Raw genomic sequence first — 17,540 nt, forward strand, 5'->3', positions numbered from 1 at the left:
GAGAGCGGGGCTGGACGACCCACGAGGCGGACCGGCTCCGGCAACCCATCAAGGAGAGTGACATGACCCACAAGGCCACCCTGGCGGTACGCACCGGGATTGAGACAGACACGCAGCACGGTGCCGTGGTGCCCCCCATCTACCTCTCCAGCAACTACACCTTTGCCGACTTTGGCGAGCCCCGTCAATACGACTATGCCCGCTCCGGCAACCCGACCCGCACCAATCTGGCGGACGCCCTGGCGGCCCTGGAAGGGGGGGCCGGCGCCGTGGTGACCGGCACCGGCATGGGGGCCGTTCACCTGGTGACCACGGCTCTGCTCAAGGCGGGGGATCTGCTGATCGCCCCCCACGACTGCTACGGCGGTACCTGGCGCCTGTTCGAGTATCTGGCGGCCAAGGGCCACTACCAGGTGCAGTTCGTGGATCAGGGAGACGAGGGGGCGCTGGCCGCCGCACTGGCCCAGAAACCCGCACTGGTGTGGGTGGAGACCCCCTCCAATCCGCTGCTGCGGGTGGTGGACATCGCCGCCATCGCCGAGGCCTCCCACGGGGTGGGGGCCCAGGTGGTGGTGGACAACACCTTCCTCTCCCCCTTGCTGCAACAGCCCCTGGCCCTTGGTGCCGACGTGGTGGTCCACTCCACAACCAAGTACATCAACGGCCACTCCGACGTGGTAGGAGGTGTGGCGATCGCCAAGGATCAGGCTCTGGCCGACTCCCTGGTGTGGTGGGCCAACTGCCTGGGGCTCACCTCCGGTGCCTTTGACTCCTACCTCACCCTGCGGGGCCTGCGCACCCTGGCTCCGCGCCTGCGCACCCATCAGGAGAACACGGATCGCATCCTCGCCTTCTTGCAGCAGCAGCCGCTGGTCAAGCGGATCTATCACCCCAGCCTGCCGAGCCATCCGGGCCACGACATTGCGCGCCGTCAACAGTCCGGCTTTGGCGCCATGCTAAGTTTTGAGCTCGATTGCAACGAGACGGGGCTGCGCGCCTTCCTCGCGGGGCTGCGCCTCTTCTCGGTGGCGGAGTCCCTCGGCGGGGTGGAGAGTCTGGTGGCCCATCCGGCCAGCATGACCCACAGGGCCATGACCCCTGCGGCCCAGCAGGCGGCGGGTATCAGTGCCCAGTTGCTGCGCCTGTCGGTGGGGATCGAACACGGTGAGGATCTGGTGGCCGATCTGGCCCAGGGGTTTGAACAGGCGCAGTTGGCACAACAGGCAGAGCAGGTGAAGTAATGGAACAACAACAAGGAGAGTGTGTGGTGGCAACAGAGGCAGTCTTCAAGCGGCGCCATGTACACAAGTTCGGCGGCAGCAGCTTGGCGGATCCGGTCTGTTATCGCCGGGTCGCCAGCATCGTCGAGCAACAGGTGGGGGGCAACGAGCTGGTGGTGGTCTCCGCCGCGGGCAAGACCACCAACCGGCTGATCCAGCTGGTGGAGCTGGCGGAAGCGGGGGATGAGGCCGCAGGCGAAGCCATCACCGCCCTGCACGCCTATCAGCAGAGCCTGATCGACGGCCTGCTGGAAGGGGAGCTTCACCTCGATCTGAGCCAGCAATTGACGGGCGACATGCAGCTGATCGCCAAGACCCTGGAGGGGCAGTTTGACCGCTTCGAGCGCAACGGCCTGCTCGCCTTTGGCGAGGTGTGGTCCGCCCGTCTGCTGGCTGCCCTGCTCACCAGCCGGGGTGAGGCGGCCGCCTGGCTCGATGCTCGCAGTTTCCTGCGCGCAGAAGACGGCGCCCTCATCAAGGTGGATACCGCCCTCTCCAGCGAGCTGCTCAAGGCCCGCCTGGCCGAGCACGCCGGTCGCATCGTGGTGACCGGCTTCATCGCCGCCGACATGGAGGGGCGTTCCCTGCTGCTGGGGCGCAACGGCTCCGACTACAGTGCCAGCCTCCTGGCGGCGCTGGCGGACGGGGAGTCGACTACCATCTGGAGCGACGTGGCCGGGGTCTACAGTGCCGACCCGCGCCGGGTGAAAGAGGCGCGTCTGCTGGAGCGCCTGAGCCTGGCCGAGGCCAACGAGCTGGCGCGCCTGGGCTCCTCGGTGCTGCATTCGCGTACCCTGCAGCCGGTGGCCGACAGCCGTCAGCGCCTCACCCTGCGCTGCAGCTACAATCCGGACGAAGGCTGCACCCACATCCTGCGCCGTGCGCCCCGCTCCGGCGGTGCCCGCATCGTCTCCTCGGTGGATCAGATAGCCCTCATCGAGCTCAAGGTGCTGCCGCAGACTGACTTTGAGCAGACAGTGGCGGCCATCGAGGCCCATCTGGCCCGCCATCGCCTCCATCCGCTCACCCTGCAGCGCCAGCCGGATCGGCGGGTGCTGCGTCTGGCCTACACCCTGGAGGTGGCACAAGGGGCCTTCGAGGTGCTCCGTGACTTCCAGTTGCAGGGCAACTTTACCGGCCTCATCCAGAAGGAAGGGTTCAGCCTGGTCGCCCTGGTGGGGGCCGGCGTCACCGACAATGCCGAGCAGTGCCACCGTTTCTACCAGCTGCTGGCGGATCAGCCTCTGGAGTTCGTGCAGGTGGCCAAAGACGGCCTGAGCCTGGTGGCCGTGCTGCGCCAGATCGTGCTGGAGCCGCTGCTCATCGCTCTGCACAGTGCCCTGTTCAGCCGCCCGACCCGGGTCGGGCTGGTGGTGTTCGGCAAAGGCAATATCGGCGGTCACTGGCTGGGGCTCTACGCCCGCGAGAAGGCGCGCCTCGAGCATGAGCTCAATCTGGCGCTCACCCTCTACGGGGTCTTCGACTCCAAGGGCGGGCTGCTGGACGAAGAGGGGCTGGATCCCCTCAAGGTACAGGACAACTTCAATCCCAAGCCGCTTATCTGGCCGGAGCTGCTCTCCCAGCTGGAGCAGCACAGTTTTGACTCCCTGATCGCGCTCGACATGACCGCCAGCGAGACGGTGAGCCGCTACTACCCGGACTTTGCCCAGCTCGGCATCCACATCATCGCCGCCAACAAGTTTGCCGGTGCCGCCGACAGCGAGTTTTACCAGCGCATCAAGCAGACCTGCCGCGACCATCAGGTGCAGTGGCGCTACAACGCCACCGTGGGGGCCGGGCTGCCCATCCAGTCCAGCATCCAGATGCTGCGTCAGAGCGGTGACCGCATCCAGGGGGTCTCCGGCATCTTCTCCGGCACCCTCTCCTGGCTGTTCCAGCAGTATGACGGCACTCGCCCCTTCTCCGAACTGGTGGACGAGGCGTGGCAACACGGCCTGACCGAGCCGGATCCCCGGGAGGATCTCTCCGGTCAGGATGTGCGCCGCAAGCTGCTCATCCTGGCGCGGGAGGCGGGCTTCGAGCTCGACTCCGCCGACATCGAGCTGGAGAACCTGGTGCCGGTGGCCCTGCGCAAGGTGAGTGCGGATCAGTTCATGGACAGGCTCAAGGAGCTGGATGACCCTATCCAGACCGCCTTCGAGGGGGCGCGCCGGGTCGGCAAGGTGCTGCGTTATGTCGCCCGCTTCGAGCACGACGGCAAGGCCCGCGTCGGGTTGGAGGCGCTGGAGCCCCATCACCCGTTTGCCAACCTCTTGCCCTGCGACAACGTGTTCGCCATCGAGAGCGACAGCTATCGCACCAACCCCCTGGTGATCCAGGGGCCGGGAGCGGGCCGGGAAGTGACGGCCGCCGCCATCCAGTACGATCTCTGGCAGATCTGCGCCAGCCTCTGAGGCTGCGTGACACGATGCAATGAGAAGAGGCGCCCCAGGGCGCCTCTTCTGTTATCGGGTGGCGGAGTTACCAGAACAGCCGGCCCAGGAGGGGGGCGAGCAGCACGGTGGCCATGCCGGCGATCATCATCACCATGCTGGAGACCACCCCCTCCTCGTTGCCCATCTGATAGGCCCTGGCTGTCCCGGCCCCGTGGGCCGAGGCACCAAAGCCCGCGCCCTTGCCAAGGCGGCTGCGGATGGCGAGCACGGTGAGCACGCTTTCTCCCACCGCCATGCCGATGACGCCGGTCAGCACCACGAACAGGGCGGTGAGATCGGCGTTACCACCCACGGAACGGGTCGCCTCCACCGCGAAGGGGGTGGTGATGGATCTCATGGCCATGCTGCGCTGCAACAGCTCGGAGAGGTTGAGCCAGCGGGCCAGCAGCACTGTGCTGCCCACCGCCATCACCACGGACGCCACGACCCCGACCGAGAGGGAGAGCCAGTGGCGGCGCATCAGCTGGCGATTCTCGTAGACGGGCACCGCGAAGGCGACGGTGGCAGGGCCCAGCAGCCAGAGCAGCCAGTGGGATTCGGCCATGTAGTCCCGGTAGGGAATGTGGAACAGCATCACCACGGCCACCAGCAGGGTGGGGGCCAGCAGCAGCGGCATCAGGGGCAGGATGCGCTTTTTGCCATAGAGCCACTTGCTGGCGTAGTAGAAGAGCAGGGTCAGGGCGAAGCAGAGCAGGCCGAGCAGGGTGTCAGACATGGCGGCGACTCCGGCGGGCCAGCTTCAGCTCGAGGCGATAGACCCTGTCCACCACCAGCGCCGTGGTGCCGAGCACCAGCACGGTGCTGACGATCAGGACCACCATGATGCGCCACCCCTCCTGCAGCAGCAGCTCCTGATAGTTGACCACGGCCACCACGGCGGGGACGAAGAAGAGCAGCATCTCCGCCAGCAGCCAGCGGGCCCCGGCACTGAACCACTGGGCCTTGACCACCCCGAGCAGGATGCAGACCAGCAGCAGCAACATGCCAGTGAGGTTGGCGGGCAGGGGCAGGTGCAAGGTGCGCACTGCGATGTCGGCCAGCAACCAGATGGCCGCCAGCAGGGCGATTTGGAAGGGGGTTTGCAACCAGCGAAGGCAGAGGGTTTTCATGGCAAGCGTCTTTCTGTGAACCTGCTCACAGTATAGAGAGGGACCAAACCTGCAAAAAATGAATTTAAATTATCAAAATCATGCCAAAGAGGCATGATTTAGCCAGCCATCCCCGTCAAGAGAGCACCATGGATATTCGAGCCCTGCGTTACTTCGTCGAGCTGGTGCGGGAGCAGAGCTTCACCCGCGCCTCCGAGAAGCTGTTCGTCACCCAGCCCACCATCAGCAAAATGATCCGCAACATGGAAGAGGAGCTGGGCCAGCCCCTGCTGAGCCGGGTCGGCCGCCGCTTCACCCTGACCGACAGCGGCCAGGTGCTGTTCACTCGGGCCCAGACCATCCTGGCGGAGATGCAGCAGCTGGAGGCGGAGCTGGCGGATCTGCAGAGCCTGCAATCCGGGCGTCTTGCCCTCGGCATCCCGCCCATGGTGGGCCATGTCTATGCGGATCTCATCCGTACCTATCGCAGCCGCTACCCCGGCGTGGAGCTCTCCATCGTCGAATATGGCGGGCGGCGCATCGAGCAGGCGGTGCTGGCGGGGGAGCTGGATCTCGCCATCACCATGCTGCCGACCAGGGAAGAGGGGGCTCTCTGCGCCCTGGATCTGGACAGTTACCCCATCCGGGTGGTGCTGCCGGACCTGCCCCGCTGGCGCGAGGGGGGCGAGATCCGGCTGGAGGCTCTGCGGGACGAACCCTTCCTGCTCTATACCCAGGCCTTCACCCTGAGCGAGCGGCTGGAGCAGGCCTGCGAGCAAGCCGGGTTCGTGCCTCAGGTGGCGGCCCGCAGCAGCCAGTGGGACTTTCTCACCGCCATGGTGCGAAGCGGCATGGGGGTCGCCTTCCTGCCGGAGCCCATCTGCCGGCGGCTGACGCCGGACGGCCTGGTGTTGCGCCCTCTGGCCCCGGCGCTGAGCTGGCGGCTCGGGGTGATCTGGCCAGGGGATCGCTACCTCTCCCGCACCGCCGAGGCCTGGCTTGCCCTGTGCCGCGAGCAGGGCTGAAGAGCGGGGCTGGGGTTAGGGGGTCCCCGGTGACGCCATGCCTGTGACGAAGCGGGCATAGGCTGCGGAGTGTCGCACCTCCTCAATCTCGTCCCACACCTGTTGGCTGAGATCGGGGTGGGCTTGATGGAAGGGGTGGGAGAAGATGAGGTAGTAGGGTTTTTCGACCAGGGGAGGGGTGATCCGCTCGAGTGTGGCCTGCAACTGCGGGTGGGCGGCCAGGGTCCGTTCTGCGACCCCGGTTTGCAGGGCGGCGGCAACGGCGCGCTGCATCGTGACCTTCTTGAGCAGGATCAGTGGTTCCCTGCTGGAGTCATCCACCCTGACACCGCTCTCCTGCAGCTGGGCGACGATGGAGAAACCGGACTGCGCCGCAATGACGCCATGGGCGACGAGCTGCCGGCCATCCCAGCGAACCTGTCCGCCTTTTGGCTGGTAGAGGCTGTAGCTCTCGGTGAGCAGGCGCTTGGCGGGATCAGGTGCCCCGTGTCGCATGGGGTAGACCCCTATGGTGCGAGCACGCTCTTCGCTGTAGCTCAGCTTGACGGCGGCATCGAGCTGGCCCTGGCTGACGAGGGAGAGGCAGCGTTTCCAGGGAAGGGGGGTGAGAATGATGGGATGCCCGATCCGGTTTGCCACCTCCTTGAGGTGGAACTGCACTATCCCCTCGCCGGACATCAGCAACCAGGGAGGCGAATCGCTGTTCTCCATGCAGGCACGAATGCTGCCGGGGGCGGCCATGACGCAGGTCGGCAGCAACCAGAGCAGCAGCGCCAGGCAGAGAGTGCGCAAGGGGAGCCTGCCTGACAGGGGAGAACCGGCGAGCCAGTCAGGGAGCGATACCAAAGTCATCCCTCATCGGGTCATAGAGATAGGAGCGGTAGTCGGTGCTCTCGTCGGGCAACTGCGGGTTGGTCAGCCGGAAGATCTGGCGTGAATCGAGTCGGGCAAAGACCAGGGAAGGCTGGAAATGTTGGCGCCAGAGGCGCTGCAGGGAGCCATCTTTCCAGGCCAGTTGCAGGCCGCGCAAAAGGCGCTCGCGCTCCTTGCTGTAGGTGGCGTGGCTATAGAGGGAGTGGATGAGCGGATAGAAGAGGGCGACATGGCTATCCACGGTCAGCCCCGGCAGGCCGGGTCTGTGGTTTTTCCACTCGCTCAATATCTCGTTGGCACCACGGCAGAAGAGATCGATCCGGCCACGGGCCACCAGGCGAAACAGTGACTCATAGTTATCCACCTCCTGCACCCTGAAGCCGTTGTAGCGCAGGATGTCGGCATCCCGCCAGCCTGTGCCCACCCCTTGCGTGAACTGCTGCAACTGGGACAGGGTGTGAACCCCGGCCAGGGCCTGGGCACGGGCGCTGCCGACAAAACAGACCCGGTAGCCGAGCACGCCCAGATCGATGGGGAAGGGGACCAGGGTGACGCCGGGTTGAGGGATCTCCTGGGGCCAGCTGTCGACGATGAAGAGGGCATTCTTGCCCGGCGTTTGCACTTCGAGCCGCATCCTCGCCTTGTTCATCCTGATGGCGTCGAGCAGTTCATAGTCGCCGTAATCGGGCCGTGTTTTCTCCAGCGCCAGCCGCATCGCCGCCCGGTAATAATTCATGCGGACATCCTGTTGGGTCTCCCCGGTGATCAGGGTGAAGCGGGTGGCCGCCATCGTGAGGGACGGGAGGGAGAGGGCGAGCAAAAGGAGCAGGATTCGATGCATCTTGACCGGGTTCGGCAACGGGATTGTGCCCAGTATAGACGGGCCATACCCGTCGACACAGCGCTATCAGGCTCTGGCAGATCTGACCTCTTGAGAAGGGGGTCATGCGGATTTCATCAAGAGACCCAGGCGACGACAGAGTTGGCGCAGCGTCTGGTTGTCGAGGCAGCCAAAGCCGAGCAGCCACCCCTCCAGCGTCGGCGGGCCCAGGTAGAACTGGCCCAGATGACGCAGCCCCAGCCCGCAGGCGTTGGCGGCATCGGTCCAGCGCGCCTCGCCACCGGGGGGCAGCAGCACGGCGCACTGCAGGCCGGCGCCGCTGTGGATGGGGGTGAGCCCCGGGCAGTGCTCGGCCAGTTCCGCCAGCAGCAGATCCCGTCTGCTCTGGTAGAGGAGGCGGCTCTGGCGCAGGTGGGTGGCGAAGTGCCCGCCCCGGATGAAGTCTGCCGTGACCGCTTGCTGCAACTGGTTGCTGTGGCCGTCGACGGCGGCCCGGGCGCGGCAGAAGGAGTCCATCAGCGGCCTGGGCAGCACCAGGTAGGCGAGGCGCAGTGAGCCGAACAGCACCTTGCTGAAGGTGCCCACATAGATCACCCGCCCCTGGCCGTCGAGCCCCTGCAGGGCGGGCAGGGGACGCTGATCATACTGGTACTCCCCGTCGTAATCGTCTTCCAGGATCCAGGCGCCGTGACGCTCTGCCTCGGCCAGCAGCGCCATGCGGCGGGGCAGGCTCATGGGGACGCCAAGGGGATACTGGTGTGCCGGGGTGCAGTAGATGAGGCGCGGCGCCGGGTGATCCCCATGAGGGTTGAGCCCCTCTTCATCCACCGGCACCGGATGCACCCGGGCACCGGCGCTCTCCATGGCGGTGCGAGCCCCGGGATAACCGGGGTCTTCCACCCAGACGGTGTCACCGGCATCGATGAGCAACTGGGTCGCCAGCAGGATCCCCTGCTGGGAGCTGGTGAGGATCAGGATCTGATCCGGCTCGCACACCACGCCGCGGGACTGCACCAGATAGCTGCTGATGGCGGCGCGAAGTTCCCCAAGCCCCTGGGGATCCCCGTAGTTCATCCAGTCGCTGGCGCGCTGGCGCCACTGTTGCTGCATCAGCCGACCCCAGAGTGCCTGGGGGAAGAGACGGGGATCCGGCTGGCTGGAAGCAAAGGTGGTGCCCACCTCGGGCACGTCGTGACAGGCGCCACCCTGGGCCATCTCCTGGCCGCGACGGGAGAGGCCAGCCGCTGACTGGGGCGGGCGCGGCGCGGGGCGCACCGCCGCCAGGGCGACAAAGCTGCCGGCGCCCACCTTGCGCACCAGATACCCCTCCGCCTCAAGCCGGCCATAGGCCAGTTCCACCGTGCTGCGGGAGATACCGAGATCCCGGGCCAGGAGACGGCTGGCGGGCAGGCGGCTGTGCAGGGGCAGGTGGCCCGCCAGGATGGCCTCGCGCAGGGTACGCACCAGTTGTTCGTGCAGGGGTAGATCCCCTTGTTGCTGGCTGGCGAAGAGCGTTGGCAGAACGGTCATGATGCGCTCCCGTTGGCGCGGGGGTTGCGCCCCTTTCGAGGCAGGGATCCTACCCGCAGGGCATGGCGCGGCTGTGGGGCTGGCGACCGACGGGCAGAGCGGGTGGGGTGGATGGTCATGGTGGCGGCTCGATGAAATTGGTCTGCCCATATTGGCAAAATTGGTCGGCGTGGCAAGGCCATTTTGTCGCTACATTGGTGGTCACAGGGTGGCGCCAGCAGGCGGCACGGATTGGCAACACAAGGAGTCTGCATGTCGGAATACAGTGCCACCATCAGTTGGCAGCGGGGGGAGCACGAGCCCTTCGTCGATCAGCGTTACAGCCGGGCCCATGAGTGGGCGTTTGATGGCGGGGTCAGGGTGCCGGCCTCCTCCTCTCCCCATGTGGTGCCGCTGCCTTACTCGGTGGCGGAACATGTGGACCCGGAAGAGGCGTTTGTGGCGGCCCTCTCCAGTTGCCACATGCTCACCTTCCTCTGGCTGGCGGCGAAGGCGGGCTATCGGGTAGAGAGCTACCGGGACGAAGCGGTCGGCATCATGGCGAAAAACGGGCAAGGTCGCCTCGCCATGACCCGGGTCACCCTGCGTCCCAGGGTGATCTTCGGGGGAGAGCAGGAGCCCGCCCTGGCTGATCTGGAGCAGTTGCACCACCAGGCCCATGAGGAGTGCTTCATCGCCAACTCGGTCAACACCGTCGTCACCACAGAGATCGTCATCTAGTCATCAGGAGCGTTCAGGATGAGTCATGTATTGAGCACAGGGGTGGCAGGGGCCGCCGAAGCCAGCGCCTTTTTCGAGGCCCAACTGAAGTTTCGTACCGATCCGGCGGATCTGGCCGCCGATCTGCTGGCCGGGGCGGCGGGCATCGTGGTCATCGATACCCGCTCCCCCGCACACTATGCCGAGGGGCACATTCCCGGCGCCATCTCCTTCCCCCACAGGACCATGACGGCGTCGACCACGGCGGTACTGGACCGGAACCTGGTGTATGTCTGCTATTGCGACGGCATCGGCTGCAACGGTTCGACCCAGGGGGCCTACAAGCTGGCGTCCCTCGGGTTTGAGGTCAAGGAGTTGATAGGGGGTCTGCACTGGTGGCGTCAGGACGGTTTCGCCGTCGCCACGGGCAGTGAGCCCGGAGTGCTGCTGGAAGGGGGAATTGCCTGTGCCTGTTGAACGTTGCAATGAGGGGGGCGACGCCTCTCTGTCCGGCGCCGCCCTTTTCAACGACTTTGGGCAGCCTCTGGGGCGTGCGCTGCCAGAATGGCGCGGCGCCGAGTTCCCTCCCCACCGTGCACTGCATGGCTGGGGCTGTCGTCTCGAGCCCCTTGATCCCGAGCGCCACCTGGGGGATCTGTGGCAGGCATTCAGTGTCGACAGCGGGGCCATGTGGACTTACCTGACCAGCGGCCCTTTCGCGGACGAGGCCGCCATGGGGGTCTGGCTGCGGGAGGTCGCCACCAAGCGGGATCCCCAGTTCTACGGCATCATCGACGAGGGGAGCGGACGGGCGCTGGGGCTGGCGAGCTACCTGCGCATCGATCCCCTGGCGGGCAGCATCGAGGTGGGCTGGCTGCACTTCTCCCCCGCCATGCAGCAGTCACGGCTGGCGACGGCGGCCATGGTGTTGATGATGGCCAATGCCTTTGCTCTGGGATACCGGCGCTACGAGTGGAAGTGCAATGCCCTGAACCTGCCTTCGCGCCAGGCGGCCCTGCGCCTCGGCTTTCACTATGAGGGGACCTTCCGTCAGGCGCGGGTGGACAAGGGACACAACCGGGATACGGCCTGGTTCTCCGTCATCGACAGCGAGTGGCCCGCCCTGAAAGGGTGCTTCGAGCGCTGGCTGGAGGACGGCAACTTCGACCATGCCGGGCGTCAGCGTCGCCGACTCTCCGAACTGACCGCCGCCTGCCGCTCTGCGGCGTGTTGAGGGCGGCAGATCACCCGCCGGGACGGGGCGGTTTCCGGTGCCGGGGCTTTGGGTATCCTTCGCACACAGGCGCCAGATCCGACATCCAGACGCAAGAGGCGCCAGTCATGGCGCCTCTTTTGTTTGTTCAGTCGTGATGATCGCCGATGGGGGCCGCAATCCAGTTCATCAGCCGGACCATGTCCCCGGGGGCCACGCCGACCGAGAGCCCCCGCTTGCCACCGCTCACCAGGATCTCGTCGAAGGCCATGGCGGAGTCGTCCAGCACGGTGGGCAGCAGCTTCTTCTGGGCCAGGGGACTGATGCCGCCCACCTTGTAGCCGGTCAGCTTTTCGGCTTCCGCCGGCTTCATCATCTCCACCTTCTTGAGCCCGGTGGCCTTGGCGAGCTGCTTGAGGCTGCACATGCCCGAGGAGGGCACGATGGCCACCACCGCCTGCTTGTCGTGATGGGCGAGCAGGGTCTTGAACACCTGCGCCTGGGGCAGACCCAGCTGGGTAGCGGCATGCTTGCCGAAGTCGTCGTGGGCTTCGCACTCGTAGGGGTAGAGCCTGTGGGGGATCTTGAGCTTTTTCAGCAAGTTGATGGCGGGTGTCATGGGGTCTCCTCGAACCGTGGCAAGGCCAGACAGTCTGCGCCCGGGAGCCGGATGTGGCAAGAACCAGTCTTCACACCCAATCGGGGCCTGTGTTAGCGTAACCGGGTGCCGGATCCTATGATTTGGGCACTTGTCCCCGCATTCCAATGCAATGCGCCGGCGATCGAAAGGAATCGTAGCCATGAATACCACAGCACTTTGCGCTCGCGATATCGACGCGATGGATCGATATGAGACCCTCGCCAGGCTGACCGCCCTTGATCGGGCCTATGGCATGGTCGAGTTCGATCTCGATGGTCGCATGGTGTCGGTCAATCCCCTGTTTTGCGACATGCTGGGTTATCCCCCCGAAGCGCTGGTGGGCCAGTCCCATCTCATGCTCTTGCCGCCGGATCTGCAGGCCGAGCATGAGCTCTTCTGGCAGAGGGTATTGGGTGGCGAGATCCAGTCGGGGGAGTTTCGCCGGGTCAGGCAAGGTGGCAACCCCCTCTGGCTCCATGCCACCTACATGCCCGTGACCGACGAGGCAGGCATCCTGCTGGGGGTGGTCAAGCTGGCGCACGACATTACCTCGGCTGTGATGGCCAAGCAGCGGGTCGAGCAGCAGAGCCAGCTGTTTGACATCGTGGTGGCCGCTCACCAGAGTTTTCTGCTCGATCGCAATCTCGGCTCCGCCTGCGACACCGTCTTCGAGCGGCTGCTGAGCGTGAGCGAAAGCTCCTATGGTTTCATCGGCATCATCCAGTACGAGGATGGCCGCCCCAGTCTCTATGTCCCCTCCATCTCCAATGTCTCCTGGGACGAGGCGACCCATGCCTGGTATGAGCAGCAGCGCCAGAGCCGGGGCGGGCTCATCTTCAGCAAGCTCGACAACCTGTTTGGGCACGTGGTGACCCACAATACCCTGGTGTGCTGCAACGATCTGCCGAGCCATCCAGCCAGTCGCGGTGTCTCCCCCCGTGGTCATCCACACCTGGAGAGCTTCCTCGGCATTCCCATCCGCCACAAGGGAGAGGCGATCGGCATGATCGCCCTGGCCAACCGCCCGGGTGGCTTTGACGAGACCCATGTCAGCCTGCTCGAGCCCCTCACCACGGCCCTTGGCACCCTTATCCACGCCCGCAACCTGGAGGATGAGCGCAGCCGCATGGAGCGGGTGCTGCGCTTCAACGCCGAGCACGACTTCTTGACCAAGCTGCCCAACCGCAGCAGCTTTTTCCAGCAGGCAAACGTGTTGCTGGATCACGTCCAGCACCATCCCGCCGAAGGGGAGGCCTGCTGCTTGGCCTTGATTGACATCGACTTCTTCAAGCAAATCAATGATGTATATGGACACCTTGCCGGGGATGCCGTGCTGGCGTCGCTGGCGGGGCTCCTGATGCAGGCGGTGCGCAGCAAGGATCTGGTGGCGCGATTTGGCGGGGAGGAGTTCATCCTGCTGCTGCGGGGCACGACCCTGGAGGAGGCCCACACCATCATGGAGCGCATCCGGCACCAGGTGGAGCAGCACACCTTCCTGTACCAGCATCAGGCGATCACCGTCACCATCAGCGTGGGGCTCACCCCCTATCAGATGAGTTACAGGCGCATGGATGACTGGCTTCAGTGCGTGGACCAGCGACTTTATGAGGCAAAACGTCGTGGTCGCAACCAGGTATCCTGATGAGAGGCTATATCGCGAAATAAAACAGGGCGCCATCATGGCGCCCTGTTTGTTGTGGATGTTTTTTTCCCTTAGAGGGGGCTGTGCTGGCGGCAATATAGGGATCCCCGTGCCCGGCAGAGACGAAAAAGGGCGCCGGGGCGCCCTTGTTTGCAACGGTCCGGGATCAGCCGGTGTTGCGCATGCCGGCGGCGATGCCGGCGATGGTGACCATCAGCGCCTGATCCAGCTCGGGGTGCAGGGTCTCCGGGTGGTTGCGGGAGCGATTGAGCAGCTCGGCCTGCAGCACGTTGAGCGGGTCGGTGTAGGGGTTGCGCAGCTTGATGGACTCCTTGATCCAGGGCTGATCGTCCAGCAGGTCGCCCTGCGGGCGCAGTTTCAGCACCACCTCGATGGAGTCGGCAAGCTCCTGACGCAGCTGCGTGCCGAGTGCCCACAGGTTCTCCGGCACCAGGCGGGTGTCATAGTATTCCGCCAGCCAGAGGTCGGCCTTGAGGAACACCATCTCCAGCATTTCGAGACGGGTGCGGAAGAAGGGCCACTGGCGGCTCATCTCGTCCAGCACACTCTTCTGGCCGTCGTCGATGGCCTGTTGCAATCCCTTGTGGGCGCCGAGCCAGGCCGGCAGCATCAGCCGATTCTGGGTCCAGGCGAAGATCCAGGGGATGGCGCGCAGGCTCTCGACACCGCCGTTGGGCTTGCGCTTGGCGGGGCGGGAACCGAGCGGCAGCTTGCCGAGCTCCATCTCCGGGGTGGCGGCACGGAAGTAAGGCACGAAGTCCGGGTGACCGCGCACGATACTGCGGTAGTGATCGCAGGAGACAGACGCCAGCTGCTCCATCACGGCGCGCCAGCTCTCTTTCGGCTTGGGCGGCGGCAGCAGGTTCCCCTCCAGCACGGCGCTGGTGTAGAGGTTCAGGCTCTGGATGGCCACCTTCGGCAGGCCGAACTTGAAGCGGATCATCTCTCCCTGTTCGGTGACCCGCAGGCCGCCGCGCAGGGATCCCGGGGGTTGGGAGAGGATCGCCTGATGGGCGGGGGCGCCGCCACGGCCGACGGTACCGCCACGGCCATGGAACAGGGTGAGGCGGATGTTGTTGGCTTCAGCCAGCGCCACCAGGGATTCCATGGCGGCGTACTGGGCCCAGCCAGCGGCCATCATGCCCGCATCCTTGGCTGAGTCGGAGTAGCCGATCATCACGTACTGACGGCCCTGGATGTAACCGCGATACCAGTCCACCGACAGCAGGCGTTCCATCACGGCGGTGCCCGCCATCAGGTCTTCCTGGGTCTCGAACAGCGGGGCAACCGGCATGCGGAACTTGCAGCCAGCTTCCTTCAGCAACAGCTGGACCGCCAAGACATCGGACGGGGCACCGGCCATGGAGATGATATAGATGCCGAACGCATCGGGGTCGTGCTGGGCGATGACGCGACAGGTGTCGATGGTCTCGCGGGTCTCGGCACTGGGATCCCAGTCGCTCGGGATGAGGGGGCGGCGGGAGTTCAGCTCGCGCAGCAGGAAGGCCTGCTTGTCCTCTTCGCTCCACTCGGCGTAGTCGCCCACACCCAGGTAGCGGGTCAGCTCGGAGAAGACCTGGCCGTGACGCTCGCCATCCTGACGGATGTCCAGCTTGACCAGGTGGATGCCGAAGCAGGCCAGCTTGCGCAGCACGTCCAGCAGCATGCCGTCGGCGATGTTGCCCATGCCGCAGGCGTGCAGGGAGTGGTAGCAGAGCTCCAGGGGCTCGCGCAGCTGGGCGGTGCTCTTGACCAGATCCCGGCTCTCGCTCGCCTGGCCCTGTACCTTGGCGGTCAGGTACTCCTGGGTCTCGCGCAGCTGCTCGCGCAGCTCACGCACCAGGGCGCGATAGGGCTCGGGATTGTCGCCGACCCGGGCACGCACGGCGTCGGTGCAATCGGCCATGGAGAGCTCGGAGGTAAGCTCCTTGATGTCCTTGTAGAACAGGCTCACCGCCATCCAGCGGCCCAGCTCCAGCACTTCGGCGGTCACCTTGGCGGTGACGAAGGGGTTGCCGTCGCGGTCACCGCCCATCCAGGAGGTGAACTTGACCGGCGCGGCGTCCAGCGGCAGCCGCACACCCAGATGGTGTTGCAGGCGCTCGTCCAGATTGCGCATGAATTCGGGGATGGCCGGCCACAGGCTGTTTTCCACCACGGCGAAGCCCCACTTGGCTTCGTCCACCGGGGTCGGGCGCTGTTCGCGGATCTCGTTGGTGTGCCAGGCCTGGTTGACCAGTTGCTCGATGCGACTCTGGATCTTGTCCCGCTCGCGGGGCAGCAGATCGGAGAGTTCCAGGGCCTCGAGGCAGTCGTTGAGCTGCACGTGCTTGTGGATCAGGGTACGACGGGTCACCTCGGTGGGGTGAGCGGTCAGCACCAGATCGATGTCCAGCTCGCGCACGGCCTGGATGATGGCCTCCTGGGACAGGTTGGAGGCTTTCAGCTTGTCGAACATCTGCTCCAGCGGGTCCGGGGTGCAGACCTGCTCTTCGCAGCGACGGGAGATGGTGTGGAACTGCTCCGCCACGTTCGCCAGGTTGAGGAACTGGCTGAAGGCACGGGCCACGGGCAGCAGTTCGTCATCGGAGAGGGTACGCAGGGTGTCGAGCAGGCGCTCTCTGTCAGCCTCGTTCCCCTTGCGGGAAGACTTGGCAAGTTGGCGAATGGTCTCAATCTTGTCGAGGAAGGCCTGCCCCTGATGATCCTTGATGGATTTACCCAGCAGTTGGCCCAACATGCCTACGTTGGCCCGTAGTGCGGCGTACTTTTCGTTCATTCCACATCCTTATTTTGTTGGTGCCTCCTGACCTTCCAGGCGGGAGGCGACCTCACTTATTGTTGTGCGATTACAACATATGCTCCGTCATCTTAGGGGGACAATCTACCCAGATTGTCTGCGCAAGGTCAAATAACAAGCCGATTCAGAACATGTATTTCCCTCACCTGTCCCAAGGCGCCTGTCATGTAACTTACTTACATCCCTATTTGGCTAGACGCAGAAGCGCCGGATCAGGTGCTGCAGCACCGCCGTGGTCGGTTTGACGAACGACAGATCCAGGTATTCATCGGGCTGGTGGGCCTGGGTGATATGGCCTGGGCCCATCACTATGGTCTCGCAACCCAGCTGCTGGATAAAGGGGGCTTCGGTGCAATAGTTCACGGACTCGGCGGCCCTGCCGCTCGCCTTTTCCGCCTCCCGCACCAGCTCGGAATCATCCTGGCAGGCATAGGCCGGAATGGGTTCGTGCAGGTGCTGCAGGTGCAGGCAGCCGGGCTGGTGGATCTCGATGGGGGAGAGCGCCTCTTTCAGCATGCCCATCAGCTCGTCGGGACCCACCTGCGGGGTGGGGCGCATGTCGATGTGCAGCTCGCAGCAGCCGCAGATGCGGTTCGGGCTGTCGCCCCCCTGGATGTAGCCAAGGTTCAGGGTGGGCTGGGGCACGGCGAAACGGTGATCCGCGTACTTCTCCTTCAGATCCTGCTGGAGCCTGAGCACCTGACCCATGGCCTTGTGCATGATCTCCATGGCATTGACGCCGTTGGCGGGATCCGAACTGTGGCCGCTTCGGCCTGTGATGCGAATGGCTTCCGACATGTGGCCCTTGTGGGCCACCACGGGCACCAGCCCGGTGGGTTCGCCGATCACCGCGTAGTCGGGTTTGAGTTCAGCTGCGGCGGCGATGGCGCGGGCCCCGGCCATGGTGGTCTCTTCATCGGCGGTGGCCAGGATGCGCAGCGGCTTGCCCAGGGTCTTGAGGTCGACCTCCTTGAGCGCTTCCACGATAAAGGCGAAGAAGCCCTTCATGTCGATGGTGCCGAGCCCGTACAGGCGGTTGCCCTCTTCGGTCACCTTGAAGGGATCCTTTGTCCAGGCTCCTTCATCAAAGGGAACGGTATCCGTGTGACCCGCCAGCAGCAGCCCCCCTTCTCCCTGACCATAGGTCGCCACCAGGTTGAACTTGCCCGGCAGATCCGGCAGGGCCGTCACCTCGCACTGGAACCCAAGCTGGCCGAACCAGTCGGCCAGCAGCCGGATCACCGCCTCGTTGCTCTGATCCCAGCGAGTATCCGTGCTGCTGATAGAGGGAATCGCAATAATATTCTTATAAAGTGAAAAAAAATCCAGTTTGGCCATCAGCTCCTCCTTGCGTCCCCGGAGTGTTTCTGTTAGAAAATACAAATGCAAAGTGAGTGCATGAATATTCTATTCAAGTGCTCATCGACAAGGC

The 17,540-nt window shown here is 64.8% G+C and carries 15 protein-coding genes; 7 read left to right on the forward strand and 8 right to left on the reverse strand.

Features of this window, described 5'->3' with window-relative positions:
• The first annotated feature begins 62 nt into the window (after nt 1-62).
• Both metB and I6L32_RS10100 read left to right on the forward strand, forming a co-directional pair.
• Nucleotides 63-1,241 (forward strand): cystathionine gamma-synthase, encoded by a 1,179-nt coding sequence (gene metB, locus I6L32_RS10095; protein ID WP_069651922.1) that lies wholly within the window; start codon nt 63-65, stop codon nt 1,239-1,241.
• Nucleotides 1,241-3,694 (forward strand): bifunctional aspartate kinase/homoserine dehydrogenase II, encoded by a 2,454-nt coding sequence (locus I6L32_RS10100; protein ID WP_216945032.1) that lies wholly within the window; start codon nt 1,241-1,243, stop codon nt 3,692-3,694. Before metB ends, I6L32_RS10100 begins: the two co-directional genes overlap by 1 nt.
• A 67-nt stretch (nt 3,695-3,761) precedes the next feature.
• Here the strand turns inward: I6L32_RS10100 and I6L32_RS10105 are convergent, their stop codons facing one another.
• Together I6L32_RS10105 and I6L32_RS10110 are read right to left on the reverse strand one after the other, a co-directional pair.
• Complete coding sequence (locus I6L32_RS10105; protein WP_010675703.1) at nt 3,762-4,451, reverse strand: LrgB family protein; 690 nt, start codon at nt 4,449-4,451, stop codon at nt 3,762-3,764.
• Entirely contained in the window at nt 4,444-4,845 is a 402-nt protein-coding gene (locus I6L32_RS10110; RefSeq protein ID WP_039040574.1) for a CidA/LrgA family protein, read from the reverse strand. The genes I6L32_RS10105 and I6L32_RS10110 overlap by 8 nt, the downstream gene beginning before the upstream one ends.
• Nucleotides 4,846-4,973: 128 nt before the next feature.
• Here I6L32_RS10110 and I6L32_RS10115 point away from each other — a divergent pair, with 128 nt between their 5' ends.
• Nucleotides 4,974-5,849, forward strand: coding sequence for a LysR family transcriptional regulator (locus tag I6L32_RS10115; protein WP_042880749.1), 876 nt, complete (start codon nt 4,974-4,976; stop codon nt 5,847-5,849).
• Between the two features lie 15 nt (nt 5,850-5,864).
• Here I6L32_RS10115 and I6L32_RS10120 read toward each other — a convergent pair whose 3' ends face one another.
• From I6L32_RS10120 to I6L32_RS10130, 3 genes are all read right to left on the reverse strand, one after another.
• Entirely contained in the window at nt 5,865-6,701 is an 837-nt protein-coding gene (locus I6L32_RS10120) for a transporter substrate-binding domain-containing protein (protein WP_223920067.1), read from the reverse strand.
• Nucleotides 6,679-7,563, reverse strand: coding sequence for a hypothetical protein (locus I6L32_RS10125; protein WP_167826122.1), 885 nt, complete (start codon nt 7,561-7,563; stop codon nt 6,679-6,681). The genes I6L32_RS10120 and I6L32_RS10125 overlap by 23 nt, the downstream gene beginning before the upstream one ends.
• 102 nt (nt 7,564-7,665) lie before the next feature.
• Nucleotides 7,666-9,093, reverse strand: a complete 1,428-nt coding sequence (locus I6L32_RS10130; protein WP_103259522.1) for a PLP-dependent aminotransferase family protein — start codon at nt 9,091-9,093, stop codon at nt 7,666-7,668.
• Nucleotides 9,094-9,345: 252 nt separating this feature from the next.
• Here I6L32_RS10130 and I6L32_RS10135 point away from each other — a divergent pair, with 252 nt between their 5' ends.
• The 3 genes from I6L32_RS10135 to I6L32_RS10145 are packed head-to-tail and all read left to right on the forward strand — an operon-like array spanning nt 9,346 to nt 11,026.
• A complete protein-coding gene (locus I6L32_RS10135) occupies nt 9,346-9,813 on the forward strand; it encodes an OsmC family protein (RefSeq protein WP_010675697.1) in 468 nt (155 codons plus the stop codon).
• An 18-nt stretch (nt 9,814-9,831) separates the two neighbouring features.
• The gene (locus tag I6L32_RS10140) at nt 9,832-10,269 is read left to right on the forward strand and encodes a rhodanese-like domain-containing protein (RefSeq protein ID WP_042878345.1); all 438 of its coding nucleotides are present in this window, start codon (nt 9,832-9,834) and stop codon (nt 10,267-10,269) included.
• Complete coding sequence (locus tag I6L32_RS10145; RefSeq protein ID WP_254203896.1) at nt 10,259-11,026, forward strand: GNAT family N-acetyltransferase; 768 nt, start codon at nt 10,259-10,261, stop codon at nt 11,024-11,026. The genes I6L32_RS10140 and I6L32_RS10145 overlap by 11 nt, the downstream gene beginning before the upstream one ends.
• A gap of 127 nt (nt 11,027-11,153) precedes the next feature.
• On the opposite strand, the gene ybaK is transcribed toward I6L32_RS10145, so the two are convergent.
• Nucleotides 11,154-11,624: a Cys-tRNA(Pro) deacylase gene (gene ybaK / locus I6L32_RS10150; RefSeq protein ID WP_043152781.1), complete on the reverse strand. Its 471-nt coding sequence runs from the start codon at nt 11,622-11,624 to the stop codon at nt 11,154-11,156.
• A gap of 181 nt (nt 11,625-11,805) precedes the next feature.
• On the opposite strand from ybaK, the gene I6L32_RS10155 reads away from it, so the two are divergent.
• Nucleotides 11,806-13,287: a sensor domain-containing diguanylate cyclase gene (locus I6L32_RS10155; RefSeq protein ID WP_069651918.1), complete on the forward strand. Its 1,482-nt coding sequence runs from the start codon at nt 11,806-11,808 to the stop codon at nt 13,285-13,287.
• Nucleotides 13,288-13,453: 166 nt separating this feature from the next.
• On the opposite strand, the gene ppc is transcribed toward I6L32_RS10155, so the two are convergent.
• Both ppc and argE read right to left on the reverse strand, forming a co-directional pair.
• Nucleotides 13,454-16,087 carry a phosphoenolpyruvate carboxylase gene (ppc, locus tag I6L32_RS10160; protein WP_043152777.1) on the reverse strand — a complete coding sequence of 878 codons (2,634 nt, stop codon included), beginning with the start codon at nt 16,085-16,087 and terminating at the stop codon, nt 13,454-13,456.
• Between the two features lie 213 nt (nt 16,088-16,300).
• A complete protein-coding gene (gene argE / locus I6L32_RS10165; protein ID WP_216945033.1) occupies nt 16,301-17,446 on the reverse strand; it encodes an acetylornithine deacetylase in 1,146 nt (381 codons plus the stop codon).
• Nucleotides 17,447-17,540: the final 94 nt, after the last annotated feature.

The organism is Aeromonas sp. FDAARGOS 1402 (genome assembly GCF_019046925.1).
Classification (GTDB): domain Bacteria; phylum Pseudomonadota; class Gammaproteobacteria; order Enterobacterales; family Aeromonadaceae; genus Aeromonas; species Aeromonas caviae.

Coding starts and splice junctions, on each gene's coding strand:
- ppc (WP_043152777.1), bottom strand. CDS start 16,087: ATGAACGAAAAGTACGCCGCACTACGGGCCAACGTAGGCATGTTGGGC.
- I6L32_RS10130 (WP_103259522.1), bottom strand. CDS start 9,093: ATGACCGTTCTGCCAACGCTCTTCGCCAGCCAGCAACAAGGGGATCTA.
- I6L32_RS10120 (WP_223920067.1), bottom strand. CDS start 6,701: ATGACTTTGGTATCGCTCCCTGACTGGCTCGCCGGTTCTCCCCTGTCA.
- I6L32_RS10105 (WP_010675703.1), bottom strand. CDS start 4,451: ATGTCTGACACCCTGCTCGGCCTGCTCTGCTTCGCCCTGACCCTGCTC.
- ybaK (WP_043152781.1), bottom strand. CDS start 11,624: ATGACACCCGCCATCAACTTGCTGAAAAAGCTCAAGATCCCCCACAGG.
- I6L32_RS10110 (WP_039040574.1), bottom strand. CDS start 4,845: ATGAAAACCCTCTGCCTTCGCTGGTTGCAAACCCCCTTCCAAATCGCC.
- metB (WP_069651922.1), top strand. CDS start 63: ATGACCCACAAGGCCACCCTGGCGGTACGCACCGGGATTGAGACAGAC.
- I6L32_RS10115 (WP_042880749.1), top strand. CDS start 4,974: ATGGATATTCGAGCCCTGCGTTACTTCGTCGAGCTGGTGCGGGAGCAG.
- I6L32_RS10140 (WP_042878345.1), top strand. CDS start 9,832: ATGAGTCATGTATTGAGCACAGGGGTGGCAGGGGCCGCCGAAGCCAGC.
- I6L32_RS10155 (WP_069651918.1), top strand. CDS start 11,806: ATGAATACCACAGCACTTTGCGCTCGCGATATCGACGCGATGGATCGA.
- argE (WP_216945033.1), bottom strand. CDS start 17,446: ATGGCCAAACTGGATTTTTTTTCACTTTATAAGAATATTATTGCGATT.
- I6L32_RS10135 (WP_010675697.1), top strand. CDS start 9,346: ATGTCGGAATACAGTGCCACCATCAGTTGGCAGCGGGGGGAGCACGAG.
- I6L32_RS10100 (WP_216945032.1), top strand. CDS start 1,241: ATGGAACAACAACAAGGAGAGTGTGTGGTGGCAACAGAGGCAGTCTTC.
- I6L32_RS10125 (WP_167826122.1), bottom strand. CDS start 7,563: ATGCATCGAATCCTGCTCCTTTTGCTCGCCCTCTCCCTCCCGTCCCTC.